Here is a 23,724-nt window from a genome sequence, read left to right as displayed (position 1 = left end):
ACCGCCTTCAGGGATCGCGTCGGTGGTGTCTGCTCTCTCGGGCGGGTCGAGGTGTGGGGGGTGAGGGAGGGGGTGAAGTGGGCAGGCGGCCGGCGCCTTCAGGTGGGGGTTACGGCACGCATTCGGTGTTGATCGTGCGGCCGGCGTAGTCGGCGAAGTCGTTGATGTCGTCGACGTACGGGCACACCCATTCGAGCCGGTCGTAGCCGTCTTCCCCGATCAGCGCGATGATCGCCTCGAAGTAGTTCTCGCGGCCGAACTCCCGCGCCGCGCGAATCGGCCAGCGGCCCCGCCGCTTGGGCAGCGTGAAAGTCTCGCCCTTCCATTCGAGGGTGACGACGGCGCTGTTGAGGTCCTCGGGCGTCTCGGTGGGCGCGTCGGGGACGGCCTGGACGGCGGTGTTGCTCTTAGCCATGCGAGTCGGTCTCTCCTAGTTCGCGCCGCCGGTTGGCTACCGCCTCCTGCATTGCTGCGGGTAGGCCCGGTGCGGCCGCAGGCGGCGGTTGCGGCTGGTAGTGGGCCTGGCGTTCCCTCAACTTAGCGACGTGGGCGGCCTGCGCTTGCATAGCTTCGATGGCCCGCTCGCGTTCCTCCGGTTTGAGTGGCCGGCCGGGATAGATCTGTCCGGTGAGGGCCTGGTAGTTCGACGCCCTGATGAAGTCGGATTCTGTCCAGACGTGTTTGCCGTCGTTGTCGCCGACCGCGATCGCCGACGTCGACAGCGACCGGCGGATGTACACCCAGATCTGGCGGAGCGTGAGGGTGCCGCGGAACCGGTCGCGGTAGTCGACGCCGATGCGGCGCAGGTCGAGCTCGACGTCCTCCTCCTGGTCGTGGAGGAGCCGCAGCAGCTGCGGGATGTCGCCGAACCACTGGTCGGGGGCGTCGGGTTTCTCCGGTAGCCGGGCCACGCCGACCGCGGCGGCCATCGCGTCGGACAGCTCGCGGTAGTCATCGATGAGCGGGTTGGCGCTGCCCGGTGACTGGCCGGCCAGGAGCGCGTCGACGGCCTCGACCCAGCGGGCGCCGCGGATCAGGGCGAGCGGCCACTCGTCGAGAGACAGCGGCACCCTGATCACGCGGCCGCGGAACAGCACCCCGGCGTCGGTGGCGCCTTGCGCTTCCAGCCGAGCGGCGTCGCTCGGCACCGCCGGTTACAGGCCGAGCTTGTCGGCGAGCTCGGCCTTGGTCAGCGCCTCGACCGCGGCGTCGTCGAGCGGCTGCCCGTCGTCGCCGGTGACCTTCGCCGCCTTGGCCGCCTCGACGAGGTCGGCGTGCTTGCTGTTGCGGGTGACGCCGGCCGGCGCCGTCGGAGGCGGGTCGGCCTCGACGAGCTGGGTGACCGCGCCGTTGCGGCTGGTGTTCACGTTGAACGCGCCGCCCGCCGCCGTCAGCGCAGAGTCCTCGACGAATTCGACGTCGCCGCGCTCCTTGAGCACCGCGGCGGAGTTTTCGTCGACCTGGAACACCGACCCCTCGGTGTAACCGGGGAGCGCCTTCTTTGCCTTGACCGTCTGCACGATTCCTTCTCTCCTTCAGTCCGTGGTGGTTAGGCGCTCTTCTGCGCCTTGTAGAGCTCCTTGGCGGAGTTCGGGAACACGCGGATGGTGATCTCGCGCGGCGCCGCGTTGCCCTCGGCGTCGGTGATGGTCTCCGACCAGAACCGGCCCGGCATCGTCGAGATCAGCCGGTTCACCTGGGCGGCGGCGGTGCGCTTCTCGATCGCGAAGAACGCGTGCAGCGGCTGCGGCACCACGATGCTGGTGTCGGTCGAGCCCGGCCACAGGATCTTCTGCACCGTGGGGTTGTCCTCCAGAGCCGACACCGTGGTGGTGTGCGAGAAGTCCTTGCTCGCGACGATGATCGTGCCGTACCCCCAGGCGGGGATCTCGGTCTCGTCCCACTGCCGGGACTGCTCGATGCCGGCGTCGCCGACCAGCAGGCCGAGGAACTCCCACTTGCCGGTGGTGTTCGGGAACGGGTCGGTGACCGCGGCCGGGATGTCGGCCGATGCCAGCACGGCGTTCGGGTAGATCAGGACGTCAGCCTCGGAGAAGAGGCGCTTCGACACGTTTGCGGGGTTGCCGGCCATCGGCGTTGCTCCTTGTCTAGTACTCGATCGTCGGGACAACCGCCGGCAGGGTGAACGAAGCGAGGTCCGCTCCGGTGTCCGGATCTCGTGTCGTCACGAAAGCCGAGCCACCACGCCGGATAGTTGCCATTCCATCGGGTAGATGCGCGCGAAGATAGCCGTCCGCGAGGGCAGCAACGCGGATCGCCAGACGCGATCCGCGGGCCCGCACGAGCACCCTGATGGTTGGGTCGCGCTTGTAGGGGTAGGTGACGGGACCCCCGTCGTCGAACACGGTGACGAGGGGTGGGTCGGTGCGTAGGGACCAGGTGTCGGGGATTCCGTCCTGGCCGTCCTCGACGCGGCACGCGCCGCCGAGTTCGGCGATCGTGGACGGAAGCATGAAGAAGTGCCGCAGCCGCGCCAGCACGGCGGGCACCGGGTCGGCCTGCACCCACAGCCCGCTCATCGGATCGGCCAGCCGAGTTCGCCGGCGGCCTTGGTGGCGGCGCCGTCTTTCGCCTGGTCTTCGGCGCCGACGACGACGGCGGACACCGACCGGTCGGTGACGTAGTCCTCGACGTGCCCGCCAGCGCGTTCGGCGCCCTGGGCGGCGATGTCGTGGATGAACGCCTTGAGGCCGCGGTCCTGCCGGGCGATCCGGCCGATGGCTTTCGCGTCGCGGACGAAGCCCTCCTTGCGGCGGCGCGGCGCCATCAGGTCCGCCCTCCGCCGCGGTACTGCGCCAGCACGACCAGCTCGCGGCGGGCCGCCCACTGCGATTCCTGCCGCTCGATGACCGCCCGGCACTCGCGGCCGCGGACAATCAGCCAGTCGCCGTCGTTGACCGGCGCGTCGACGTCGAGCACCACGGTGAAGTCGGCGGTGACCGCGGCGGCGCTGCTGTCGCGGTACCGCACGGTTGTGTTGCCGGGCATGACCGCCCGGGCGATCAGCGCGATGGGGGCGCCGTCGGGGCTGACGACGCCGTCGTGGCGGCCGCCGGCAGGTATCACGGTGACCTGCTCGCCGAGCCCGGCCTCACCTGCCCACCGGGCGAACACCCGTACGTGGCTAGGCCGGCCGAGCGGGCCGTCGTGCCGCACGCCGGGGGTGGTGAGCTCGAACACCCGGCCCTGGAAGCGGATCGCGTCGCCGGGCGCGAGCGCCTCGGTGTCGGCGTCGACGGGCAGCGCGCCGGTCGCGTCGAGCACCGCGATGGTCGACCCCGCCACCTCCTCGGTGCCACCGGTGACGGTGAACGAGCAGCCGTGCTTGGTCAGGTAGACGTTCGTGACCTGCGGGCGGTTCCATGCGTCGAGCACCGGTGCCGGCGGGGTGCCGGCGGTGACGGGGACGCGGCGGACCAGCTCCACGGTGTCCGGGCCGAGAGCGGTCAGCAGGTTCAGCGGTGAGGTCACTACCACCGCCTCGGTCCGGGCTCGGTGAACGCGTCGGCGAACGACGCGCCGTAGGCGCCGGTGCGGTCGTTGCCGAAGAACGCCTGCGGCGCGGCTGAGGTCGATAGGCCGAGCGCCGCGAGGTGCCGGTCGTCGAATTCGAGGAGTCGCGCGGCGTCGGCGTAGGTGACCGACAGCTGGCGGCCGTCGGTGTTGCTCATCACCTGCCGCACCCGCGGGCCGAGCTGCGGGTCGACGCCCGCGGCGCCGAGCGCCGCGCTCACGACCTCGTAGGTGATGAGCTTGGCCTGCGTGGCGCCCAGCGGGTCGGTGCGCGCCAGGCCCGGCCGCCGCGACGGGTCGCGGATCCAGTCCGCGGCGGCCTGGACGAGGAGCCCGACGAGCGCCGTTTCACCGGCCGTCAGCACCCGCGGAGCGATCAGCTGCGCGAACTCTGCGGCCGTGAGGAACGGTTGGGTGTCCACTCGGTCGGGCTCCTCCTGGTGCCAGTGCCTACCGGGCCTTGCGGGCCACGGCCTCCTGCAGCTGCGGCTTGGTCATGTCGCCGGCCTCTGCCTCGGTGACCGCGCCGACCTTCACCGCGTGCGCCTTCCACGCGTCGAGGGTGGCGCTCTTGGCCGGCGCGCCGCTATCGGTGACTGGCGACGGGGCCGCACCGGACACGTCGCCCACCGGGACGACGTTCCCTGCGCCCGCACCGGTCACCAGCGGCGCCGACACCTCGCTGGCGACCTGATCGGCGCTGAGCACCGCGCCGCCCTCGGTGACGGTGTTCAGGCCGGTGTTCGCCTCGGCGACGAGCTGATTGGCCTCGCTGACCCGGTTGACCGCCGGGTGCGGCGAGCTGATCAGGTCATCGCCCGGTACGACTTGGACGTCGTCGGAGGCCGGCACGAACGCGGCCGGGGCGAGCCGCGTCGGCACCGCGAGCCGGGCGGCTTCGGCCTTCGACAGCTGCACCCGGTCGCCGCGCTTGTAGCGGCGCCGCACGGCGTCGTCGCCGTCGCCCTCGGTGCGGTAGAACGCGGCGCCCGCCAGCACGTAGGTGCCGGCCTTCGGGGCGCTCACGGGGTCACCAGGCCCGTCAGCCAGATACCGGCCTTGGGCTGGTCGAGGGCCATGGCCCGCTTGTGGGTGACGTCCGAGCGCCACGTCTCGGTTGGTCCGCCGTTGGGGCCGTTGCCCTCCGGGTACACGCCGGTGAATTCCAGCGGCCGGGTGTCGGAGTAGAACCCGATGGTGCCGCGCTCGCACACCAGGATGCGGTCCTCAGGGAAGGACAGCGACCCGATGATGGTGCGGCCGAAGATCGAGCCGGGCAGCTGACCGGTCAGCAGCGGGCTGTCGCCGGCGGTGGCCCCGTTGTACACCTTCAGAAACTTCTCGTTGTCGAGGAGCACCGGCAGGATGCCCGGGTTGAGCACGATGGTGTCGGGCTGGAAACCGGCCCACTCCTCGGCGCTGGCGACGCTGCCGGTCGGCGTCGCGAACGACACCTCCTTGATGGCGAGCGCCAGGTCGATGCGCGGGTTGCCGTTCGCGGTGTCCCACGCGTTCGCCACCGGCATCGTCGGGACCGCGTTCGACAGCAGCAGCGCGCGCGCCGCCCGGTCGTCGGCGCGCACGAACGTGTTCCGCAGCTGCGTCATCTGCTTGTTGACGGCGCCGATGCGGTTCTCGTCGCGCATCTCGCGGGAGATCCGGATGCCGAGGCCCCGCTTGTTGGCGATCGCCACGCGCGGCACGCCCATCTCCCCGTAGGTGACGGGGATCTCGGCGAACTCGGCCACGTCCTCGACGTCGCCGACGAGGAACGTCGGGTCGCCTTCGGTGTAGCCGACCAGCCCGGCGGGGTTGCCGCCGACGTTGCGCAGAATCGATTCGCTGATGAACACATTCGTCATCAGCTCCTTCTGCTTGGTCGGCACCATCATCGGCGAACCGATGAGGTCCGCGACGGTGGTGCGCGGTCCGTCGCTGATGCTCACGACTCCAGTGGGCATGTCTTTCGTCTCCTGTCTCGACCGGGTGGGGTCAGATCGCCAGGCGGGCGAGCCCGCGCGGGTTGGTGCTGACGGTCACGCCGCCGGGCTGCGTGCAGCGGCCGACGATCGTGCGGGCATCGGGGGTGGCGCCGGCCGGGGTGACCGTGCCGTTCGCCGCGGCGACCAGCAGGTCGCCCTGATTGGCGTTAGCCGCGTAGATGACGGGCACCTCATCGCCGCCGTACGCGCAGGCGACCGTGGTCGGCAGGATGGCGGTGTTGAGCACCGGCCGCCCCGTCGAATCGGTGGTCGCCTGGGTGTTCACGTCCTCCGGCGCGATCGCGTCGGTGAGCGCGACCCCGGCGTACTTGAGCGTGCCGGCCTGCGCTTCGCGGATGCGGCCGCCGGCGCCGAATTCGACGAGCCGGCCGCCGCGCACGACCTGGCCGGCCAGCGGCGAGTAAGTCCGCGGCCCCGTCTTGGTGACCTGAATGGTTCCGGGCATAGTTCGGTGTCCTCCTCAGTGATCCGTGCGGCCCGTCAGACCTGCCACGCCTTGTACTTGGGGTCCTCGGCGACGTCGCCGTCACCCGACCCGGCCTGCGCCGCGGGGGTCATGGCGTGGCCGAGTTCGGTCATCGGCACCGCGGTCTCCGCCGGGATTTCGGCGAGGAGCTTGGTGGTGCCGACCTCGTCGGCGCGCATCAGCGCGACGAAGTGGTCGCGGCGCGCCGGCGGGATCTTGCCGAGGCCGATGGCGGCGTCGACGGCGGCGGTGATGCGCTGCGTTTCGAGCTTGGCGTGCGCCTTCGCGCCGAGCTCCGAGTTGGCCTGCAGCGCAGCCAGCGTGCCGGGATCGATGATCGTCAGGCCGAGCTTGGCGGCAGCGTCGGTGAGCTGCTTGACCTCGGCCGCGTCGACCTTGTCGTCGTCGGGCTGCGCGCCGCCCGCCGCACCGGTGCCGTCGCCGCCCTTGTTCAGCTCGGCGATCTTGGCGGTCACTTCCTCATCGGTGGCGTCCTCGGGCAATCCGAGAGCGTCGAGGACAGTCTTGCTGGTAGCCACGGAGGCCCCTCCTTTGGTGTCGGGGCCCGTGGGCCCGTCCTCTACCCGCGCCGACGGTGCGGGGGCGGCCTGACGGCCTGCGTACTTGAACAGCGCGGCGGCCTTCGCGATCGACGCCGCGGCGGCGGCCTCGACCTCGTCGCGCTTGCCGGATTCGTCGATCTCGGTAGCCAGGCCGGCGTCTTTCGCCTCGGCGGCGTCGTACCAGGTCTCACGCTTCATCGCCCGCGCCCACACCGCGGTGTCACCGCCGGCGCGGTCGGCGTAGAACGCCGCCATCGACCCGTTGAGCTTGTCGAGCTGCTTGGCCGCGGCGGTGAGCTCCTCGGCGGTGCCGTACAGGCCGCCGCGGGCGTTGTGCAGCATCATCTGCCCGTACTTGGAGATGACGACGTCGTCGCCGGCCAGCGCGATCAGCGACGCGGCCGACGCGGCAAGCCCGTCGACGTGCGTGGTGGTCTTGCCGGGGTGGCGCATGATCGCGTTCGCCAGCGCCAGGCCGTCCCACGCCGCGCCGCCGGGAGAGTTGATCCGCACGTCGAGCTCGGTGTCGTCGTCGAGGCCCTCGATCAGGGCGACGCACTCGTTGACGTCGACGCCGCCGAAGAACAGGTCAGCGCCGATCACGTCGTAGATGTGCAGCGTCGCCCGCTTGCTGTCCTTGCTGGTGTCGGCCTTCGCGGCGATGAAGGTGAACCACTGGCGGGTGCTGTCGGGCATCGTGTCGTCGTCTCCTCAGTAGCCGATCGATCCGGCGCCGAGCCACACGTCTGCCCGCGGGCGCAGCAGCGCGCCGATCGCGGCCAGCGCGTCAGCGGCGCGCCCGTCGGCATCGTCGTCCGGGTCGTCCGGGCGTGTGGGCGCGTCGTCGGGGTCGGTGGTGTCGCCGGCGGGCGGTTCGGCGTCGGGGTCGTCGGGGTCCGGCTTGGCGGGCAGGTCGAGCAGTTGGCGCAGCGCCCGCTCAATCCGCAGGTCAGGTGCGAGCAGGCCCGCTTCGACCAGCATCTTCAGCGACGCCGCGGTGCTGTCCTGCTGGGAGCCGATCGCGGAGAACACCAGCCGCGGGCAGCGGGCGTCGGTCCCGAAGTTCAGGTCGACGAGGTCCTCGATGATGTGCGCCTGGGCGATCTCGGCGTACGACAGTGCGGCCGCGTTGAGTGCCTGCACGAAGGGGCGTTCCTGCACGGCGGCGAGCGCGAACGACCCGCCGCGGTCGAGGTTGAGGTAGTGCGCGAGCCCGGACAGCGCGATGGCCTTGTCGTGGTACTCGATCGCCGACCGGATGTTCGGCAGGTTGCCCTGCACGCCGAGCAGGGTGAGGGACTGGCCGGCGGCCAGGCCGACACCGGAGTGCAGGCCGCCCATGAATCCGGACGCGATGCGCTGCATGGCCGCGACCTCGACCGGGTCGTTCGGCTTGCTCGCGGTGCCGACCGGGACGCCCATGCCGTTGCGGCGGGCGACCGCGGTCTCGATCTTGAGGAGCTCGTTCTTCAGCAGCCAGTGCTTGTAGCTGGACCGCAGCACCGAGCGGCCTTCCCACCGGCCGGGCCGCTTGTTACGCGAGTACACGACGAGCCGGTTGACGGGGATGTCGAACGGGTTAAGGCCGTAGAGGACCCGCTCGCTCGACGCCGGCGCGATCTGCCGGACCGACTCGAGGCCGCCGTCCATCGCGGTGTTGAACGCCTGGATCGTCCACTGCGGACGGGGGCCGAGCTTGCGCAGCACGACGCGGCCGTCCGCCTCCCGCCGATACACCTGCTCGAAGACGGCGTGCCCGAACTGCGGAACCGGGCTGGCGACGTCCTGCAAGTGGCCGAGCCACGAGAACCTGCCGCGCAGTCGGCCGCCGTCAGCGACGGCGTCCTCACCGACGACCGGCACCCGCAGCACACGCGACACCAGCTGCACCGCGTCGGCGTTGGCGCCGTTCGGGTCGATCCGCCACTTCGCCGACACGATCGGCAGGCTCATCGACTCCAGCAGCGACGTCACCCGCGAGTCGTCGTTGTCCATGTCGAGGAACACGCCGACGCTCTCCGGGTGCTGCAGCTGCGGCACCTTCTCGAACGGATCCCACGCCAGCCACGCGTTGTGGTTTCCGCCGCCGTTGACGTAGCCGCGCTCACCGAGCGGCATCGCGGTCTGCACACGGGCCGTCGCCTCGGGCCGCCGCAACCCGCTCATCGAGCGCGCCGGCTTAGGCCGAGGCCGCGAAATAACAGCCGTGTGATTCGCCATTACCGGCTAGGTTGACAGGTCCCAGCTCGCGAAATGGCTACTTGTCGCCCCGAATTCTGCGAACTCGTCGGCCGGCGCGGTGCCGTGCGCGCCCACCGGCAACGCGGCCGGGGTGTCCTCCTCGGCAAATTCCAGGACTCCCCACAGCGCCAACGCGAACGCCACAAGCTGCGCGATCGACCCTTCACGGGTGTCGAAAACCCGGTCCCCACGTGGCAGTTCGCGCATCGCCGCCCGCTCCAGCGCCTCGCGGATGATCGGCTGGTCGGTGTGCACCAGATCCCCGGCAACCGCGTGGTCGATGAACGCCGACGTCGCGATCGAGAACTCGTTCGCGGTGGTGACGCGCATGTCGACGCCGAGCTTGCGCATCACCGGCACGAGGTCGACGCCCGGGTCGTGCCCTTCGATGACAACTTCGGGCGGGTCGAACCGCTGGATCAGCAGCAGCAGATAGCGGGCGGCCTGCCCGATGTTCATCACCTCGAAGCGGCCAAGCTCCAACGCCACCGCGCCGGTCGACGTGCGCTGCCCGGCCGCGAACGCCCACCGCTGCCGGTCCTGAGTTCGGGACACCGCGATCACGATCTGCCCGACGAGCTCGGGCGCCAGGTCCACCAAGTTGGCCCACACCTCCTCGATCGGGATGACCGGCTCGCGGGCCTCCTCGGTGGCCGGCCACTCGCCCCAGCCGAGGTAGTCCGCCTCCCACAATGCGACGCCGGCGGCGTTCACACACAGCACCTTGCGGATCGCGTCGATGTCGCGGTCCTTGCTGATCACGCCATGCGACGGGGAGGCGAGCCGCCACAATTCGCGGTCGAGGCGCGCGGCGGCGCGGGCCCGCTCGTCGCGCGGCGGGTCAGGGGCGCAGTACTCCGAGTACCACAGCAGCGGGTCGCCGCGCTCCGGATCGTGGTGGCCGGCCTTCCCGCGCTCCCGCACGCCGCCGAAGATCTCGCAGAACGGGTGGATCGACGCGACAGGAGCCGTCGAGGTGTAGATCGTCTGCGCATTCGAGCTGGCGATCTGCGAGCCGGTGAGCGCCGCCACCTCGGCCTCGGTGAGGTTGTACGCCTCGTCGAACACCACGAGGTCGATCTGGTCGAGGCCGCGGCCGAGGTCGGTCGAGCGAACACCGCAGCGCAGGTGCGCGATCTTGCCGTTGCGGGCCCGCACGACGACGTCGCCGCGGCCCTGCTTGCCGCCCGTCTTGGACACCAGCCGCGCGAACAGCGCCGGCCGGCTCTCGATGATCGACACCACGCGGGCGAACACCGCGTCGGCGGTCTGGCCGCGCTGGGCTGAGTAGACGCTGGTCTCACCGAGGTAGAACAGGCCGTAGAGGATCCGCGCGACGACGATCCACGTCTTGCCCTGCTGGCGCGTGTCGACCAGACACGCCTCGCGGTGCAGCCACAGTCCCTCGTCGTTGCGCAGCGTGATGCCGCGCAGCTCCGACCACTGCCAGGGCAGGCACCGTGACCGCGTGACCCGCGCGGTGAACTTCGCCGCCTTGATGCTGTCGGTGTCGTCGGCCGTCGCCGCGTCCGGGTGCGACCAGTGGTAGCGCGGATCCTGCGGGCCGTCGAGCCGCGGCCACTCCCCGACCCACGGCGGCGGCCCATGCTGATCGGTGCGGTTGGCCGGCGGCGCGCGACCCGCAGCACGTCCAGGACTCGGCGCCGGCTTTCTCTTCGTGGCCTGCGCTTTCTGCGGCCGGCGCGTCGGCTCAGAGGTCGAGGTCGTCGTCATCGCCCTCACCGTCGCCGCCGCCCGTCGGCGCCGGCGGCAGCAGCGCGCGCTGCCGAGCGATGTCGGACAGCAGCGACGCGAACAGCTTCGCCTGCTGGCGCTCCTCCGATGCGGCGGCGTCGACCTTCACGGCCACCTCGACGTAGAACGCCTTCCGGTCGCCCGGCGGCGTCTCCTCGACGAGGATCCGGCCCAGGTCGAGGCTCATCATCGCGCCGGCGTCCCCGCGCAGCGTCCGGTCGAGCGTTTCGAGGCGGTCAGCGACGCGGCACGCCTGCTCGACGAGCACCTTGATCCCGCCGGGATCCGTATCGCGCCACAGGTCGGCCCGAAGCCGGGCGCCGGCGGTGGGCGCCCACCTCTTCCGGACCCGACGAGGCCCGGTGACCGCCCGTTTCGTGCCCGTGGCCGCCCGTTTCGCAGCCGTCCTGGCAGCCGATTTCCCGGCCGCCGACGCCGCTGGAGGCGCCGAAGCGGGCGCGTCCGCCGCCGCGCCGCTGCGGGCCATCAGGGGGCCACCTCGGCCGAAAAATCGCCGACCCGCTGAAAAAAATTCTGACTACCGCGCCGGAGAGTCAGCCCACGGGGGGCCTCAACTTTTTCGGGGGTGGGGGGGCCGGCGGCGGGGGCGTCACGCGTCAGGCGGCTGAGGGTCACGCTACCAACCCCGCGGGGTAGCTCGGACGGGCTTCGTCGTACCAGTGCAGCGCCACCTTCACCTTGTCGGCCGGGCGCTCGGCGGCGATCCGCGCGAGGACGACGTCGCGGCCGGGGTCGCACACCACGATGCTCGCGCCGCGTCGTTGGTAGTCGGACAGGGCGGTTGCTGTTGGGCATGCGTGGATGAGCCAGGCGTGGTTCGGTTCGGTGCGCACGCGGAAGGCGACACGGATGGCTGCTGCTCGTGCGTCGAACGCTGCCTTGCCGATCAGTGGTGATGGCACGGTCCAGCCTGTTGCGTGTGGGCCTGAGAGTGCGCGGGTGATGGCGTCGAAGTCGATGACGAGGTCGCCGGGTTGTGCGTGCTGATGTATCCATGTGGTCTTGCCTGATGCTGGTGGGCCGATGACCACGGTGCAGCGCACCTGGCCTGCACGCTGAGGTGGTGGGCTGAGGCGGTCGCGTGCGCTCTTGCGTCTGCGGCATGGCACGCACAGCACGTCGTAGGCCGGGTTGTTGGCGGGCAGGATGTCGCGGTACTTGCCGCACTCGGCGCAGTAGCCCTTCATGGTGTGGGCCTGCGTTCGGTGGGGGTGATGCCGCCGCGGTGGTCGAGGAGCACCCACTCACGTTGACCGATGAAGCGGGACCATCGGAGCACAGGTGTGTCGCAGGGCTCGAAGGTGGAGCGGACGGAGTAGCCGAGGCGGCGTGCGCGTAGGGGGTTGGCGGTGACCCAGCCGTGGCAGCCGGTGGTGCCGCTTCCGCAGAGTAGGAGCAGGTTGCCGAGTAGGCCGGGTCCGCCTTGGCTGGCGTTGATGCGGTGGTGGGCGTTGGTGGCGCCGTGTCGGCCGCAGAGTTCGCAGCAGCCGAGGGCTCGTTCGTGGAGGTCTCGGCGGACGGGGGCGGGGATGCGGCTGGTTGGGGTGGTTCGGTGGTGGGGTGCGGTCACAGCCAGCCCATCCGGCGGAGCTGGTCGGCGATGTGCTCGACCTCGTTCCAGGTGAGTCGGCTGCCGGAGTTGCGGTCGGGGTGGGCGTTGCGTTGGGCGCGGCGGTGGATGCGGCGCAGGTTCTCCGGTGAGGTGTCGGCGACGGGCGTCGGTTCGTCGGCGACGGCGGCAAGGAACGCGACGAGTTCGGTCACCGGTTTCTGTTGCGGCGCTTCGATGGCCTGCCAGCCTCGGTACTGCTGGCCGGTGTCGGCGACGCCGTAGCGGTCGATCTTGCGGAGCGGTTCGAGGGTGAGCGCGATCGCGCGGAGGTTGCCGTGCCAGTGGGTGAAGGTGTCGCACGGGAACGAGACGGCGGGCCGGTTGCGGGGTTCGATGTTAAGGATGACCCCGGGGTGCGCGGTGACCGCCTGGACGCGGGGCATTCCGTCGGTGCGGCGGAGGTCCTGTTCGCGGAGCGCGATCTGCAGTACCGAGGGCGGGTAGTAGCGATCGTCCGGGTCGATCATGCGGAGTTCGCGGCCGAGGAGCTCCAGCGTGTCGGAGAACTTCGCCTCGAAGCGGGACGGTTTGCGGTCGCTGGTGAACGCTTTCGGCCAGCCGTCGAGTGGGCGCAGCGTCATGCCGGGCGGGTAGTTCATCAGTCTCTCCAGACGCCGAGGTAGCAGGGTGGCTGGTTGCGGCCGTGGGACCAGCGGACGGGGTACAGCTCCCACACCCAGGTGCGGGTGGCGGTGCTGATGCGGACGAAGCCGTCGCGCGTCGCGGTGGTAGTCACGTCGCTGGTGCGGCAGCGGCACCGAGCCCATGAGCGGCGGCACTGCCGGTCCTGTAGCGCCGCGGCGACGCAGTCGACGACGAACAGCACGATCGGCGGCACGTCCTCGACGGGTTCGCCGTCGACGAATCGCGGCGCCGTCCCGACGCGGCCGAAGCGGGTGGTGGCGAAGCGGTCCAGGTCCGGCCCGACGTACACCTCCACCTCGTCGGGAAGGGTGGCGGCCCGGGTCACAGCAGCGACCCGGGTAGCTGGGTGGGGCAGGTGCGTGCGTGTCCGCCGGTGTAGTCGCGGCAGAACTCGCAGACGTCGCGGCTGGTGCCGGCGCATTCGGGGCAGATGTCGGCGCCGCCGTCGCGGAGACGCGTCCACCCCAGGGCGGTCAGGTACTCGGTGAGGAGCCGCTCGGCGGCCGGGCGGCCGAGGTGGCTGTTGCTGAGCACCTTCAGCCGCAGCCGCGTGAACTGGCAGGCCGCGCAGGTGACGGTGACCGGCACCCGGAAACGGACCGGGACCTGCAGGCCGCCGCGCGTGTAGGTGTCGGGGTCGTCGGCGGGGACGATCCGCGGAAGGTGGCCGCCGGTCACGGCACGGTCACCTCGTCGAGGTCGGGGATCGCGACGTCGGCGTCGACGTCCTCGGCGATGAAGGTGAGCTCTAGCTGCCCGATCGAATGGGGGTCGACGCGGTAGGTGATGGGGCCGGCGACTGCCCACGGGAACGGGCGGCCGCCGAGGGTGAACCAGCGACTGCGGTCGTTCCACCAGCTCTGCGCGAACTGGACCGGCTGCCTGTTGGAGCGTTCGATCGCGAGCACCGTGACGGTGATCAGGTAGACGCCGGTCGGGTGTTTGGCGAAGGTGGCGCCGTCTTCGGTGATGTGCCACGGGAACGGCTCGCCGTCGACGTCGAAGCGGTGCTCGGCGTGCTCGCCTTCCCTGAGTGGCCGGCTGGCGGTCGGGCAGTCGCACGGGTGCCGGTAGACGACGGTGCGGGCGAACGGTGGTGTCATCGGGTTGCTGTCCTCTCGGCGGTGCAGTCGGCTCGGTGGGTGCCGTGGGCGACGCGGAAGTAGCCGCACCCGGGGCAGAACTCGCGGGGCCGGTCGGCGGCGGAGCTGTCGAGTTGGCGCCACAGGTCGGCCGGCTTCGATTCCTTGCTCACGCGCGCTGCCTGAGCGGCTTGGCGGTGGTGTGCCAGCCGCCGCACGGACACCGGTAGGTGCGGCACGGCATCGTCTTGCCCTTGCCGGAGGTCCGCCAGAACAGTTCGAGGGCACGCTCGGCGGCGTCTTCGGTGCGGAACCGGCGCTTCCGTGGGGTGGGGCAGGGCTTCGGTAGCCGGTCGATGTGGTCTCGGGCCGCGACGCGGGCCGCGGTTCCCGGGGTCTTCGCGGCGATGCCGATCCAGCCGCACGAGCAGGTCGGCAAGAACCGTCGCTTCCCGGAGTAGTTCCGTGTCTCGCGCGGGGTGACGACGTGCTCGACGGCCGCCCTGCTCACCGGATCACCTCCAGCGTGGTGATGATCGCCCAGGCGACGCCGGTGCCGACGAGGACGGCGAGCGACAGGCCGGCGATCAGCAGCAGCCAGAGGTCATGCGGGCCAGTCGAAGTAGACGAGGTCGCCGAGCAGGTCGGAGGAGCTGTCGAGGCCGCCGGGTTGGTCGGGGTTGAGTGCAGGTCGCTGGTCATCTCGGGTTCCGTCCCCTCGGCGCTTGTTGCAGGTGTCGTGCATGAGGCGGTCGGCGCGGTTGCCGGCAACGCCGTGCACTGCGCGGCTGCGGGAGTGCTCGGCGTGCAGCGGTTTGCCGTCCCAGTTCCGTGTCGGGTCGCGGAACATCGGGTGCGCGCACCACCAGCACGGTGAGCCGTCGACGTGGCGCAGCAGCAGCCGGTCGCGGTGCACCTGGTGGTCGTAGCCGAGGCCCTTCGCCGTGGTGCTCTTGGCGGGCTTCGGCGTGGTGTTGGGCACTCTGTGAGTTTGCGAACATCGAAGGACAAACCGGCGGTCCGCCGACCGCGAAGAACCCTCCCGATGTTGTAAACAACATCTTGACAACCGAGGCCGTGTAAACGTCTCATTTACATATGCGGATTCACGGACAGCGCCTGGAAGCACGGCATCGAAGACGCCGACATGCTGCACGCCGTCGCCAACGCCATCCGCGTCATCGAGTAGGACTACGACGGCGAGATCCGCCAGTTCGTCATCGGTGCCGACCGCACCGGTCGCCTGCTCGAAATCGTCGTCGTGACCGATGCGCTCGCGCGGATCATCCACGCCGACGTGCTCCGCCCGATAGTTCTACGACTACCTCTGAAAGGTGATGATGCGCGACAAGACCACTGAGGCCACCAGTGCTGAGGCGTGGCTCGACAGCCTCGACGTCAACCCGGCCGACGCCCGCGACGGCCGGCACATGCGCCGCATCGCCGCGGCGGCGAAGGCCCTCGGCGACGCCGACGCCGAGCTGCTCGCCGCGGTGACCGCAGCCCGCCAGGCCGGCGACACCTGGGCCATGATCGGCACCGCGCTCGGCATCAGCCGGCAGGCCGCCTACCAGCGTTTCGGCAAGGTCGCGCCGTGACGTCGGATGACTCGATCGACGTCATGGTGGCCGCGTTGGAGCGGCAGCGCAGAATCGGCTGGGCGCGCGCCTACGCAGCTGAAGAGGACCTGGCCCATGCGACGCGGGAAAACGCGCAGCTGCAGGAGAAGGCGAAGGTCTACGAGTACCTCATCGGCGTCATCGATGAGATCGCCCCGTCGCTGAGTCCATGGCTCGCCGGCCCGAGACCCGGCCTGCAGGCTTTCGACGGGACGGTGGTGTGCGCCACAGACGACTCCGATGAATGCCGCCGCGCCGGCGCGCGTGACGCCGCTGCGTGGCTCGCGATGGACATCCGGTCACGTCAGCACCGGGACTGGCGGGCAGCCGAAATGCTGGCCTGGTACCGCGACCCCGAGGCGAATGTGCCGTCCTGCGCGGCATGCTCCTGCGCGAGCTGGCACCACGAGGGACCCGGAGGCCGTTGCTTCAAGTGCGAGTGCTTCGGATTTGTACCGCCCCACGGGTAGGCGTCAGCGGTCGTCGTATCTTGCGTCGAGCCACTGATCGCCGTCGCGTCCGTGCTGCGTTCCTGGCGGCGGTGCGGGCTGCGGCGTGGTGGCCGGTTCGGCCGGTGCGACGGTCCAGGCGTGGCCTCCGCCGGTCATCGGGATGCGGCGCAGCGATTCGACTGGGACGCCCAGGTCGGCGGCGAGCTGCTCGGGCATCACGTCCGCGTGATATACGTTCCCGCCGAGCTCCTCGGGTGTCTTGCCGAGTTCAGCGGCAACCTCGGCGCGGGTGCGGCCCGGGAGCATGCGGGCGATCTCCTCGCGGGTGAGGTCGCGCTGAGCGGCGTCGGCGATCACGGCGTGTTCCTGCTGCCACGGGGACTGCGCGACGGTGCCGTCGTAGATTTTCTGACCCTCGGCGACCCAGTCGCGGCCGTAGAGCTGCGGCGGGCCGTCGGGGAGCATCGGCTTGCCGTTCGGTGGGGGCATGGTGAAGCCGTTGCGCGCTTCGGCGCGGGCGCGCATCTCGCGGATGGCAGAGAGCTCCTCGGGAGTGGCCTGCAGCGGCCCCGTTGAGGTCGGAAACGCCCTGGTAGGAGCCGTGCTCGAGGCTCGCGATGCTTGCTCCGGCTGGTCGCCGGCTGGGGTGGCGCGGACGAGGTTGATCCGGGCGTGGTCGCCGAGTGCGCCGCGGATCTGTCGGAGAACCTCGACGAGGTAGGGCAGTTGCTGCGCGTCGGCCTTCAAGGTGGCCGTGACGCCGAGCTTCGGCCGCAGGTGTATCTCGTCGTCGAGGGGGATCTCGATGCGGGCGACGTAGAAGTCGCCGGGCCGGTTGAGGAACTCGGCGTACTGCTCGGCGTGGCTGACGCCGGGGGTGTCGAGGTTCGCCAGGTCGACCGCGGGCGGCGCGGCCTCTTCGCGGCGGCGGGCCGCTGCTAGCTGGCGTTTCGCCTCAGCGACGCTGATGGGGTGACGGCGCTTCTGCTTGATGGCTTTGCCCACGGTGCTGATTGTGGGCAGGTCGAAGGACATGCGCGGTGGTGCGCAGGTGCAGGCTCCCCGCGACCCGCGGATCGTGGCTTGCCCTTGCCGGTCGAGAACAAACACCGAGGTACCTGTGTGAACCGGTTTGACGCACCACCGCGTTCAGTCACCGTAGGAACCGGGCGGCCGGTTTGATAGCTCGTCGTCGAGCTCGAAATCGGTGCAGGTGCAGAACTGTTCGCGGCCGGCCGCGATGATGAGGGCGTCGCAGCCCGGCCGGTGCTCCCCGAAGGTGTGCCCGCACACGCAGAGGTCGTCGACGCCGACGGCGGGCGGCGGTTCGTCGAACCGCTCGTCGAACTCGTCGACCAGGCGGTCGATGAGTTCCGGTGTCACGGCGCGGGTTTGCGGCCGGTGCCCTCGCAGGCGGGGCAGATGAGGTTCTGTGAGGCGGCGGCGCTGAGCGGGCCCGCGATGACGCCGGCGCCGCCGCAGTAGTCGCAGCGGTCCGGCTCGTCGGGGAGGCGCAGCTCGCCGGTGTCCGGGTTGACGCCGCCGCGGCGGAGGATCGCGTCGTCGGTCATCTGCGACAGGTTGAACCACGACACCAGCGGGACGCATTCGATGGTCCACATGTCGACGAGCTCGTTGCGGCTGGCGGTGACGGGCAGCCACAGCAACTCGACGGTGCGGGCGATCTTCAGCACCTGCTGGCCGAGCATGTGCGCGATCGGCTCGATCGACAGGTACCCGGCCTTGCCGCCCTCCCCGACGAGCGCGATGCCGTCGAGGGTCGCTTCGCCGGGGTCGCCTTGCGGGCCGCCGAGCCGGGTCCGGAACGTCACCGGCCGGCAGATCACTTCGCTGGCGATCGTGTAGCCGACTTCCCGCCAAGGCCCGGTGTTGTCGACGATCCGCACCAGCACGCGGCGCATCGTCGCGTCGGTCACCGCAGGGTCCCGAGTGGTACGTGGCCGCGCACGGTCGCGGTGGTGACCGTGCTGTTGCCGCACTCGCAGGGGCGCTGCTCGATCGACAGCGACGTGACGATCGCGCTCACTCGTGCGGCGGGCGGCTCGTCGGGGTCCGGGTCCCAGCTGATGTACATGTTGCGGTCGGCGCGCAGCTCGCTGTGTATGGCGTCGAGGAGCGGACCTGGGCGCACCGCGGCCTCGACGCATTCCGGGCTCAGCCGCTTCGGGGCGCGGCAGCCCGATTGCGTGGCGAGATGGTCGAATTCGGCGTTCCACAGACGCATCGTGGTCACAAGGGCAGTCCTCTCAGTCGGTGAGGCGGTCATCGTTCGTCGCGGGGGCGGCCGCGCTCGCGTGCTGTCTTGCCGCCCCAGATGCCGTTGTAGTCGCCGATCGCGTCCGCGAACGCCAGGCACTCCTCGCGCACCGGGCAGCGTCGGCACACGCTCTTCGCTTCCGCGATGATGATCCGCCGTCGACGCTCCGACTGCGAGCGTTTGATGTCGGCGTCCGCCCGCGCCGGCGGCGGATAGAAGATGTCCGGACGGGGGTGCCCGCGGCATGCCGACCGCAGCTGCCAGTCCTGGTCGAGGTCGCCGAGGATCAACCGCACCAGCTTCGCGCGCGCCTGGCCGGCCGTCGCGAGGCCCGGGGGCCGGGCGTGATTCGTCTGACCCACTACCGCGCCTCCTGCGTACGTATGCAGCGGCGCAGGCGGAAGTGCCACCAGCGCACCCGCACCCAGCAGTTCCAGACGTCGTCATGCCACCAGTAACGACCGCACACCGCGCACCGCCAGATGGCCCGGTCGGTGCGCGATCCGTCACGCCAAGGGCTGCAGTAGTGCGGGGCTGGTGGAACGTAGACGTCAGGCATCGCCGACCTCCGGCCGGATCGAGGCGGCGTGCAGCTGGTCGTTCCGCAACTCATCCCAGGGCGGGTGAGCAGCACACCGCGCGGTGAATACGCCGCCTTCGATGACGCAGCCGCACACATGGACCGGTTCGCCCGGCCGCCACGACTCAGGCACCGCCGGCCTCCGGAGTCCACAGCAGCAGCGCGGGAAGCGGCACGTCGTCGCTGCTCATGCAGCTGCCGTTCCCCGCCTCCCACCACGGCTTGCCGGCCTGGCAGTAGCGGCGGTTCTTCTCGTAGGCGTGGCCGTTGCGCTGCGACCGGATGATGCAGTGTTCCGGCAGCGCGTCGAGCTCCTCGACGGTCTCGACGCGACGAGGACGCAGCCGCTTGACCTCGGCGACCAGCTCCGGCAAGAGGGTCCGCGCAGCAGCGATGAACTCGGCGTTCCGCTCGCTGGTCGGGCCATCCCCCGTCAGCGCGGGGACGATGTACGCGAACTCCGGGTCCGGACTTGCGGCGATGAGCACGTGCAGCGGTTCTCCGTCGCCGATGAGTGTTCCGTTCTGCCACTCGGCCTTATCGGCTGCCGATACGGGCATCTCGTCGTCATCACGGTGGGGTGCCGTGCGGTGTTCCCACGGCCCTTCGGTGATGCCTTCGAGCGCCTGGTGGGCGCGGGTCACGATGTCGTCGGGCGTGTCGGTCATGGCGTCACCTCGAACAGCGCGAGCTCGTCGTCGACGGCGGCGTCCGCCGCGGCGGCGGACGGCTTCTTCACCGCGTCCCGCATTCCGGCGCGCGCGGTGTCCGTCGCGCCGAGCGCGCGCCGTAGTGGCTCGTATTCGCCGTAGCCGCCGCGTGACATGGCGAGTGCCAAGGCGTCGACGACCGGGATGCCTTCAGGTGTGCGCATCTTCAGCAGGCCGGGCACGTTCTCGATGACGAACGTCTTCGGCCGGATCTCGCACACGATGCGCGCGAAGTCGAAGATCAGGCAGTTCCGCGGGTCCATGACGTCTTGCTTCCCGGCGACGGAGAAGCCTTGGCACGGTGGGCCGCCGAAGACGCACTCGACTTCGTCGAGGCCGAGGTCGTCGAGGATCCGCTGACCGGTGAGGTTGCGGACGTTGTAGAGGTAGAAGTGCCGGCAGCCGGGGTCGTCGGGCTCGCCAGCGATCCAGCCGGTGCCGATGTGCGGCTCGAACGGCACCGCGGTGCGGGCGGTCTTCCGCTTCGCGGGCTTCGACGACCTCGCGCTGGCCGCCACCGGGTGGGTGGGGTCGGTGTGGATGCGGACGCCGGGGCGGGCCAGGTTCGCGAGGTAGGTCAGCGACGCGGCGACGTCGTACTCGGCGGCGGCGATGACGTGCCAGCCGGCCTGGTGGAAGCCGTACGAGAAGCCGCCCGCGCCGGCGAACAGTTCGACGGCGTGCGGTCGCCCGCAGTCGCAGCCGCGGCGCCGGGGCGGCACGAGCAGGCCGCGCTCGGAGCGGATCCAGCCGTCCCCGAAGTAGACGGTGCTCATGCGGTCACCTCGGGCCAGGTGGTGAGGGCGACGTTCTCGACGTGGCGGCGGCCCTTGCGCCATGGTGTCGGCCAGCCGAGCGCGACGACTCCCATGTCGGCGAGGCCGAGCGCGTCGGCTTGGTCGGCGTTGAGCCGGTCCATCATGTCACGGGGGGCGGTGCTGCGGCCGGCGGTGGTGTTGAAGCGGGCGCGGGTCTGGTCGACGATGAGCCGTTTCCCGCGGTCGCGGTCCTTGCCCATCGGTGGCTTGACGCCGCAGATGAACTTCGCGCGGTGGTCGGGCGTGACGACCGCGAACGGGATGCTGCGGGCCTGCAGGGCGGTGATGATCGCCCACCACAGGCCGGCGCGGTCGTAGTAGGACGGCATCGACGACTGTCCGTAGCTGGGTCCTTCGACGACGGCGAGCCGGATGTCGGCGCCGGCGCGGGCGGCGGCGTCGACGTAGCCCATGACGGCGCGGGCCTGGCGGACGAGGCGGCGGCCGCGTTCGTCGTAGGTGGCGGTCTGCGAGCCGGTTTCGCCGCAGTGCGTGAGGAGCGACGGCCACGTCGCGCCGTCGGCGCCTGGTTCCAGCGTCTCGACGGCGATGCCGGTGCGGGTGAGCGACAGGTCGAGGCCGAGCACCGACGGGCGGGCGGCGTCGTGAACCTCGCGCGCGTGGCGGCGGCTCCACGCCGCGGCGCTGGCGCCGAGGCGGTCGTTCCATTCGCCGCACAGCCCGCACGAGATGACGTTGTCGGTGCCGACGAACTCGATTCCGCCGGCAGCGGCGAGCGCGGCGGCGCCCGGCGCGATCGGGTCGACCGTCCTCACTGGGCGGCCCCGCCTCGGTCGGCCCGCTCGCGCTCCAGGACGAAGATCCGTTCGACGGCGTAGGCGAACACGTTAGCGAGGCTCATCCGGTCGAGCCGGGAGAACGCGCCGAGCGCGACGAGCGCCTGCCCGCACGGTGACGGGTTCCCGCCGTGCGCGCTGTCGGCGTGGGTCCGGTAGTTCGTCAGCGCCGAGGTGAGCACGTCGCGGCTGAACGCGTCGGCCTGGTCGACCATCGACTGCAGGTGCGGCGGCAGTTCGTGAGACACGCCTCAGCCCCCCTGGGCGGCGGTGCGGCCGCGGTGCTGCGGGAACATCTCGGCGGCGCTGTGCGCGCCGTGGTCGATGCCGCTCTCGGCGTACTGCACGACGCCCGGGACGAGGCTGGCGCCGATGAGCGTCGGCCGGACCGGGGCGATCCCCAGGTGGCGGTCGGTTCGTGCGGCCAGGCGCGCCACCACTGCGAGTGCGTTCGCGATCGTCAGCGCGGACAGCTGTGTCGGCGCCGTGAACACGACGTCGCCGCTCGGCGAAGCGACTGACCATCGGGCCAGTAGCGGCGCGATGGACGCCGAGCGCGGCTTGCTGGTGACACGCCAGGCGGGCCGCCGCACGACGTAGCGGTCACACCGGCAGCGTGTGCAGCAGGGCCGGCCGAATGATCCGCGGCGGTGCGCGCGGCGTGAGTGCAGGCAGCGGCACCGCTGGTCATGGTCGGTGGTAGTCATAGCTGCTTGAGTCCTTTCGAGTCGGTCTCCCGCACCGGGTGGCACGGGAGGTTGATCAGCGGTTCGGTGGTGGGGGCGCCGAGGTTGTCGCAGTGGACGCACGGCTGGCCGGGTGGCTGCTGGCAGTGCCGGCACAGCACGGTGAGCGCTGCGTGGTGGCGGCGCACCAGCTCGGGGTCGCTGCGCCAGTTCCGGGAATGGCCGCTGTAGTCCCGCCGGTAGCAGTCGCTGCGTTCTTCGTCGCTCACCGGGCCGCCTCGCGTTGGGCTTCGATGCGGGCCTGCCGGCGCGCTTTCCGCTGCTGGTTCCGCGCCTTGCGGCCGGGCTCCCGGCGCCGCACGATCGCCACCCCGTACCTGGCGGCCACCGCCCGGGTCGCCGCGGTGAGCGTCACGTCGTGCTCGGTGTGGTGGGTGTGCACTTCGGCGTGGTGGGTGGGGCACAGCGGCAGGAGGTCGGCGTCGAGCTCGCGGCCGAGCCGCACGTAGGTGTGGTGGTGCAGCTCGATGTCGTCGGTGGCTCCGCAGAACGCGCACCGCCGGTCGTGGGTGGCGTAGTAACTGGTCTGCCGGTCGCGCCAGGCGGTCGAGTTCATGTAGCGGTGGTAGCGGCGCTGCGCGACACCCGCTGCTCGCTGGTCCCCGGGCGGGGTTGGGGTTTCCTGCGGAGGCAGAGTGCGGGCTGACAGAGTTGGCCCTGTTAAGGGCCAACGTGGACTGTGCTGCGTATGGCTGTCGCGCATGGTGTGTCCGTCGTCGGCGGGCGCGGTGGCCCCACGGTCGGTGTGTTTCGTCAAGCCCTTGTCAGCGGCGAGCCCGGACATGCCTTTACCTCGCGAACTTGATGAATCGGGAGAGCGATCCCGCTCTGACCGGGGACGACCACGCTTGGTTCGCGTGTCCCCCGATGGGCTTAGAGTCGGGGGTAGCTCGGGTGCTCGACGGACCTGGTGAAGGGTGTGTGTCTGAGCTGTTGAGGCCCTCTCGGTTGCCCCCGAGGGGGCCTCTCTCGTAGGTATAGGGAGGCCGGAGGACAAACCGGGGGCTGCGCTGCCGCAGTCGGCCGGCTGTCCGCGCGGTCATCGGCCGCGGATCTCCGCCTTGTAGTGGCTGACCGCGGCGGATGCTGCGATCAGCGCGGCTAGAGCGGCAGCTCCGGCCACGCTGGCCGCGACCACGGCGCATCGAAACGGCTTTCGGTTCATCGGGGCCTCAATTCGTTGGGTAGGCGTTCTTGCATCGGCGGCGGGCCGTCGTCGGCGCCGGCCGAGCCGTAGTAGCGGACGTTGCCGCTCTCCGGTTGCGGGGGCAGCGCCTCGCCGTCGACGTAGGTGTGGCCGTCGATATCGTCGAACCACACGTCGGTGATCCGCCGGTAGCAGCCGTCGGTGCCCGGCCCGACGACGTCGCCGATGCGCATCCCGCCGGTCTTGTCGCCCTTGAACCTCACGGCGACTCCCCGGAGTGTGCGTTGGTGACGCGGATCGCGACGCGGTCAGCGGCGGCCGGCGGGAGGGTGACGACGAGCCGGTTGTCCTCGCGGGTCAGCGTCACCTCGACGAGTTCGCCGCTGTCGGAGAGGATCCCGACGCGCTGGGTGTCGCCGTCCTCGACGATCTGGCAGGGGTGCGGCATCAGGGCACCTCGGTGTCGAGCGGGAGGAGGACGCGGGTGGCGCCGAGGGCCTGCTCCTGGTCGGCCACCCAGCTGAGCACCGCCTCCTCGGGGGCGTCGACGGTCGGTGGGGCGATCCCGGCGAATTCGGGGGTAGGCGGCCAGCACGTACGGGCGGCATTCGAGAATCGCGGCGGGGATCTCGTCGGCCATCGGGACGTCGGAGCG

The 23,724-nt window shown here is 70.8% G+C and carries 39 protein-coding genes; 2 read left to right on the top strand and 37 right to left on the bottom strand.

Annotated features, from left to right (window positions below; all coding sequences use genetic code 11):
* Positions 1 to 109 precede the first annotated feature (109 nt).
* The 23 genes from LV457_RS02915 to LV457_RS02805 all read right to left on the bottom strand — a co-directional run bounded on the left by LV457_RS02915 (position 110) and on the right by LV457_RS02805 (position 15,213).
* On the bottom strand, positions 110 to 415 hold the full coding sequence (locus tag LV457_RS02915; RefSeq protein ID WP_232168888.1) for a hypothetical protein: 306 nt from the start codon (positions 413 to 415) through the stop codon (positions 110 to 112).
* Positions 408 to 1,148 carry a hypothetical protein gene (locus LV457_RS02910; RefSeq protein ID WP_232168887.1) on the bottom strand — a complete coding sequence of 247 codons (741 nt, stop codon included), beginning with the start codon at positions 1,146 to 1,148 and terminating at the stop codon, positions 408 to 410. Before LV457_RS02910 ends, LV457_RS02915 begins: the two co-directional genes overlap by 8 nt.
* A 6-nt stretch (positions 1,149 to 1,154) precedes the next feature.
* Positions 1,155 to 1,520, bottom strand: coding sequence for a hypothetical protein (locus LV457_RS02905; RefSeq protein ID WP_232168885.1), 366 nt, complete (start codon positions 1,518 to 1,520; stop codon positions 1,155 to 1,157).
* 29 nt (positions 1,521 to 1,549) lie between these two features.
* Positions 1,550 to 2,092 (bottom strand): hypothetical protein, encoded by a 543-nt coding sequence (locus LV457_RS02900; protein WP_232168884.1) that lies wholly within the window; start codon positions 2,090 to 2,092, stop codon positions 1,550 to 1,552.
* Positions 2,093 to 2,108: 16 nt separating this feature from the next.
* Positions 2,109 to 2,540, bottom strand: coding sequence for a hypothetical protein (locus LV457_RS02895; protein WP_232168883.1), 432 nt, complete (start codon positions 2,538 to 2,540; stop codon positions 2,109 to 2,111).
* Positions 2,537 to 2,788, bottom strand: a complete 252-nt coding sequence (locus LV457_RS02890) for a hypothetical protein (protein ID WP_232168882.1) — start codon at positions 2,786 to 2,788, stop codon at positions 2,537 to 2,539. The genes LV457_RS02895 and LV457_RS02890 overlap by 4 nt, the downstream gene beginning before the upstream one ends.
* Positions 2,788 to 3,492, bottom strand: a complete 705-nt coding sequence (locus LV457_RS02885; RefSeq protein WP_232168880.1) for a hypothetical protein — start codon at positions 3,490 to 3,492, stop codon at positions 2,788 to 2,790. Before LV457_RS02885 ends, LV457_RS02890 begins: the two co-directional genes overlap by 1 nt.
* Positions 3,492 to 3,956 (bottom strand): hypothetical protein, encoded by a 465-nt coding sequence (locus LV457_RS02880; protein WP_232168877.1) that lies wholly within the window; start codon positions 3,954 to 3,956, stop codon positions 3,492 to 3,494. Before LV457_RS02880 ends, LV457_RS02885 begins: the two co-directional genes overlap by 1 nt.
* A gap of 28 nt (positions 3,957 to 3,984) precedes the next feature.
* On the bottom strand, positions 3,985 to 4,560 hold the full coding sequence (locus LV457_RS02875) for a hypothetical protein (RefSeq protein WP_232168876.1): 576 nt from the start codon (positions 4,558 to 4,560) through the stop codon (positions 3,985 to 3,987).
* The gene (locus LV457_RS02870; protein WP_232168875.1) at positions 4,557 to 5,495 is read right to left on the bottom strand and encodes a hypothetical protein; all 939 of its coding nucleotides are present in this window, start codon (positions 5,493 to 5,495) and stop codon (positions 4,557 to 4,559) included. The genes LV457_RS02875 and LV457_RS02870 overlap by 4 nt, the downstream gene beginning before the upstream one ends.
* Before the next feature lie 31 nt (positions 5,496 to 5,526).
* Positions 5,527 to 5,982 (bottom strand): hypothetical protein, encoded by a 456-nt coding sequence (locus tag LV457_RS02865; RefSeq protein ID WP_232168874.1) that lies wholly within the window; start codon positions 5,980 to 5,982, stop codon positions 5,527 to 5,529.
* A 35-nt stretch (positions 5,983 to 6,017) separates the two neighbouring features.
* Entirely contained in the window at positions 6,018 to 7,262 is a 1,245-nt protein-coding gene (locus tag LV457_RS02860; RefSeq protein ID WP_232168873.1) for a head maturation protease, ClpP-related, read from the bottom strand.
* Between the two features lie 15 nt (positions 7,263 to 7,277).
* Positions 7,278 to 8,732: a hypothetical protein gene (locus LV457_RS02855; protein WP_232168872.1), complete on the bottom strand. Its 1,455-nt coding sequence runs from the start codon at positions 8,730 to 8,732 to the stop codon at positions 7,278 to 7,280.
* Between the two features lie 60 nt (positions 8,733 to 8,792).
* The gene (locus LV457_RS02850) at positions 8,793 to 10,541 is read right to left on the bottom strand and encodes a hypothetical protein (protein WP_232168870.1); all 1,749 of its coding nucleotides are present in this window, start codon (positions 10,539 to 10,541) and stop codon (positions 8,793 to 8,795) included.
* Positions 10,519 to 11,049, bottom strand: coding sequence for a hypothetical protein (locus tag LV457_RS02845; protein ID WP_232168868.1), 531 nt, complete (start codon positions 11,047 to 11,049; stop codon positions 10,519 to 10,521). Before LV457_RS02845 ends, LV457_RS02850 begins: the two co-directional genes overlap by 23 nt.
* A 145-nt stretch (positions 11,050 to 11,194) precedes the next feature.
* The gene (locus LV457_RS02840) at positions 11,195 to 11,770 is read right to left on the bottom strand and encodes an ATP-binding protein (RefSeq protein ID WP_232168866.1); all 576 of its coding nucleotides are present in this window, start codon (positions 11,768 to 11,770) and stop codon (positions 11,195 to 11,197) included.
* 379 nt (positions 11,771 to 12,149) lie between these two features.
* A complete protein-coding gene (locus tag LV457_RS02835) occupies positions 12,150 to 12,794 on the bottom strand; it encodes a molecular chaperone DnaJ (protein ID WP_232168864.1) in 645 nt (214 codons plus the stop codon).
* Positions 12,794 to 13,165: a hypothetical protein gene (locus tag LV457_RS02830; protein WP_232168862.1), complete on the bottom strand. Its 372-nt coding sequence runs from the start codon at positions 13,163 to 13,165 to the stop codon at positions 12,794 to 12,796. Before LV457_RS02830 ends, LV457_RS02835 begins: the two co-directional genes overlap by 1 nt.
* Positions 13,162 to 13,518, bottom strand: coding sequence for a hypothetical protein (locus LV457_RS02825; RefSeq protein ID WP_232168860.1), 357 nt, complete (start codon positions 13,516 to 13,518; stop codon positions 13,162 to 13,164). The genes LV457_RS02830 and LV457_RS02825 overlap by 4 nt, the downstream gene beginning before the upstream one ends.
* A complete protein-coding gene (locus LV457_RS02820; protein ID WP_232168858.1) occupies positions 13,515 to 13,943 on the bottom strand; it encodes a hypothetical protein in 429 nt (142 codons plus the stop codon). The genes LV457_RS02825 and LV457_RS02820 overlap by 4 nt, the downstream gene beginning before the upstream one ends.
* A complete protein-coding gene (locus LV457_RS02815) occupies positions 13,940 to 14,095 on the bottom strand; it encodes a hypothetical protein (RefSeq protein WP_232168857.1) in 156 nt (51 codons plus the stop codon). Before LV457_RS02815 ends, LV457_RS02820 begins: the two co-directional genes overlap by 4 nt.
* Positions 14,092 to 14,433, bottom strand: coding sequence for a hypothetical protein (locus tag LV457_RS02810; RefSeq protein WP_232168856.1), 342 nt, complete (start codon positions 14,431 to 14,433; stop codon positions 14,092 to 14,094). Before LV457_RS02810 ends, LV457_RS02815 begins: the two co-directional genes overlap by 4 nt.
* Positions 14,434 to 14,526: 93 nt before the next feature.
* Positions 14,527 to 15,213, bottom strand: a complete 687-nt coding sequence (locus tag LV457_RS02805; RefSeq protein ID WP_232168855.1) for a hypothetical protein — start codon at positions 15,211 to 15,213, stop codon at positions 14,527 to 14,529.
* Positions 15,214 to 15,262: 49 nt separating this feature from the next.
* Between LV457_RS02805 and LV457_RS02800 the strand changes: the two genes are divergently transcribed.
* Together LV457_RS02800 and LV457_RS02795 are read left to right on the top strand one after the other, a co-directional pair.
* Positions 15,263 to 15,520, top strand: a complete 258-nt coding sequence (locus tag LV457_RS02800; protein ID WP_232168854.1) for a hypothetical protein — start codon at positions 15,263 to 15,265, stop codon at positions 15,518 to 15,520.
* Entirely contained in the window at positions 15,517 to 16,011 is a 495-nt protein-coding gene (locus LV457_RS02795) for a hypothetical protein (RefSeq protein WP_232168853.1), read from the top strand. Before LV457_RS02800 ends, LV457_RS02795 begins: the two co-directional genes overlap by 4 nt.
* Positions 16,012 to 16,014: 3 nt before the next feature.
* On the opposite strand, the gene LV457_RS02790 is transcribed toward LV457_RS02795, so the two are convergent.
* From LV457_RS02790 to LV457_RS02725, 14 genes are all read right to left on the bottom strand, one after another.
* Complete coding sequence (locus LV457_RS02790; protein WP_232168852.1) at positions 16,015 to 16,998, bottom strand: hypothetical protein; 984 nt, start codon at positions 16,996 to 16,998, stop codon at positions 16,015 to 16,017.
* A gap of 144 nt (positions 16,999 to 17,142) precedes the next feature.
* On the bottom strand, positions 17,143 to 17,376 hold the full coding sequence (locus LV457_RS02785) for a hypothetical protein (RefSeq protein ID WP_232168851.1): 234 nt from the start codon (positions 17,374 to 17,376) through the stop codon (positions 17,143 to 17,145).
* Positions 17,373 to 17,930 (bottom strand): hypothetical protein, encoded by a 558-nt coding sequence (locus LV457_RS02780; RefSeq protein WP_232168850.1) that lies wholly within the window; start codon positions 17,928 to 17,930, stop codon positions 17,373 to 17,375. Before LV457_RS02780 ends, LV457_RS02785 begins: the two co-directional genes overlap by 4 nt.
* Entirely contained in the window at positions 17,927 to 18,247 is a 321-nt protein-coding gene (locus tag LV457_RS02775; protein ID WP_232168849.1) for a hypothetical protein, read from the bottom strand. The genes LV457_RS02780 and LV457_RS02775 overlap by 4 nt, the downstream gene beginning before the upstream one ends.
* Positions 18,248 to 18,276: 29 nt before the next feature.
* Positions 18,277 to 18,633 carry a WhiB family transcriptional regulator gene (locus tag LV457_RS02770; protein ID WP_308192157.1) on the bottom strand — a complete coding sequence of 119 codons (357 nt, stop codon included), beginning with the start codon at positions 18,631 to 18,633 and terminating at the stop codon, positions 18,277 to 18,279.
* Between the two features lie 343 nt (positions 18,634 to 18,976).
* Positions 18,977 to 19,519 (bottom strand): hypothetical protein, encoded by a 543-nt coding sequence (locus LV457_RS02765; RefSeq protein WP_232168848.1) that lies wholly within the window; start codon positions 19,517 to 19,519, stop codon positions 18,977 to 18,979.
* Positions 19,516 to 20,337: a DNA cytosine methyltransferase gene (locus tag LV457_RS02760; protein ID WP_232168847.1), complete on the bottom strand. Its 822-nt coding sequence runs from the start codon at positions 20,335 to 20,337 to the stop codon at positions 19,516 to 19,518. The genes LV457_RS02765 and LV457_RS02760 overlap by 4 nt, the downstream gene beginning before the upstream one ends.
* Entirely contained in the window at positions 20,334 to 21,155 is an 822-nt protein-coding gene (locus LV457_RS02755; protein WP_232168846.1) for a hypothetical protein, read from the bottom strand. The genes LV457_RS02760 and LV457_RS02755 overlap by 4 nt, the downstream gene beginning before the upstream one ends.
* On the bottom strand, positions 21,152 to 21,424 hold the full coding sequence (locus LV457_RS02750) for a hypothetical protein (protein WP_232168845.1): 273 nt from the start codon (positions 21,422 to 21,424) through the stop codon (positions 21,152 to 21,154). The genes LV457_RS02755 and LV457_RS02750 overlap by 4 nt, the downstream gene beginning before the upstream one ends.
* Positions 21,425 to 21,427: 3 nt before the next feature.
* The gene (locus LV457_RS02745; protein WP_232168844.1) at positions 21,428 to 21,670 is read right to left on the bottom strand and encodes a hypothetical protein; all 243 of its coding nucleotides are present in this window, start codon (positions 21,668 to 21,670) and stop codon (positions 21,428 to 21,430) included.
* A gap of 209 nt (positions 21,671 to 21,879) precedes the next feature.
* Complete coding sequence (locus LV457_RS02740; protein WP_232168843.1) at positions 21,880 to 22,131, bottom strand: hypothetical protein; 252 nt, start codon at positions 22,129 to 22,131, stop codon at positions 21,880 to 21,882.
* Positions 22,128 to 22,478 (bottom strand): hypothetical protein, encoded by a 351-nt coding sequence (locus LV457_RS02735; protein WP_232168842.1) that lies wholly within the window; start codon positions 22,476 to 22,478, stop codon positions 22,128 to 22,130. The genes LV457_RS02740 and LV457_RS02735 overlap by 4 nt, the downstream gene beginning before the upstream one ends.
* A gap of 605 nt (positions 22,479 to 23,083) precedes the next feature.
* A complete protein-coding gene (locus LV457_RS02730) occupies positions 23,084 to 23,332 on the bottom strand; it encodes a hypothetical protein (RefSeq protein ID WP_232168841.1) in 249 nt (82 codons plus the stop codon).
* On the bottom strand, positions 23,329 to 23,517 hold the full coding sequence (locus tag LV457_RS02725; protein ID WP_232168840.1) for a hypothetical protein: 189 nt from the start codon (positions 23,515 to 23,517) through the stop codon (positions 23,329 to 23,331). Before LV457_RS02725 ends, LV457_RS02730 begins: the two co-directional genes overlap by 4 nt.
* Between the last annotated feature and the right edge of the window lie 207 nt (positions 23,518 to 23,724).

Origin of the sequence: Mycobacterium sp. MYCO198283 (assembly GCF_021213805.1) — a bacterium.
In the GTDB taxonomy this organism is placed as follows: Bacteria; Actinomycetota; Actinomycetes; order Mycobacteriales; family Mycobacteriaceae; genus Mycobacterium.
Note: the sequence above shows the minus strand (reverse complement) of the source record. Positions and strands in the feature narration are given on the sequence as shown.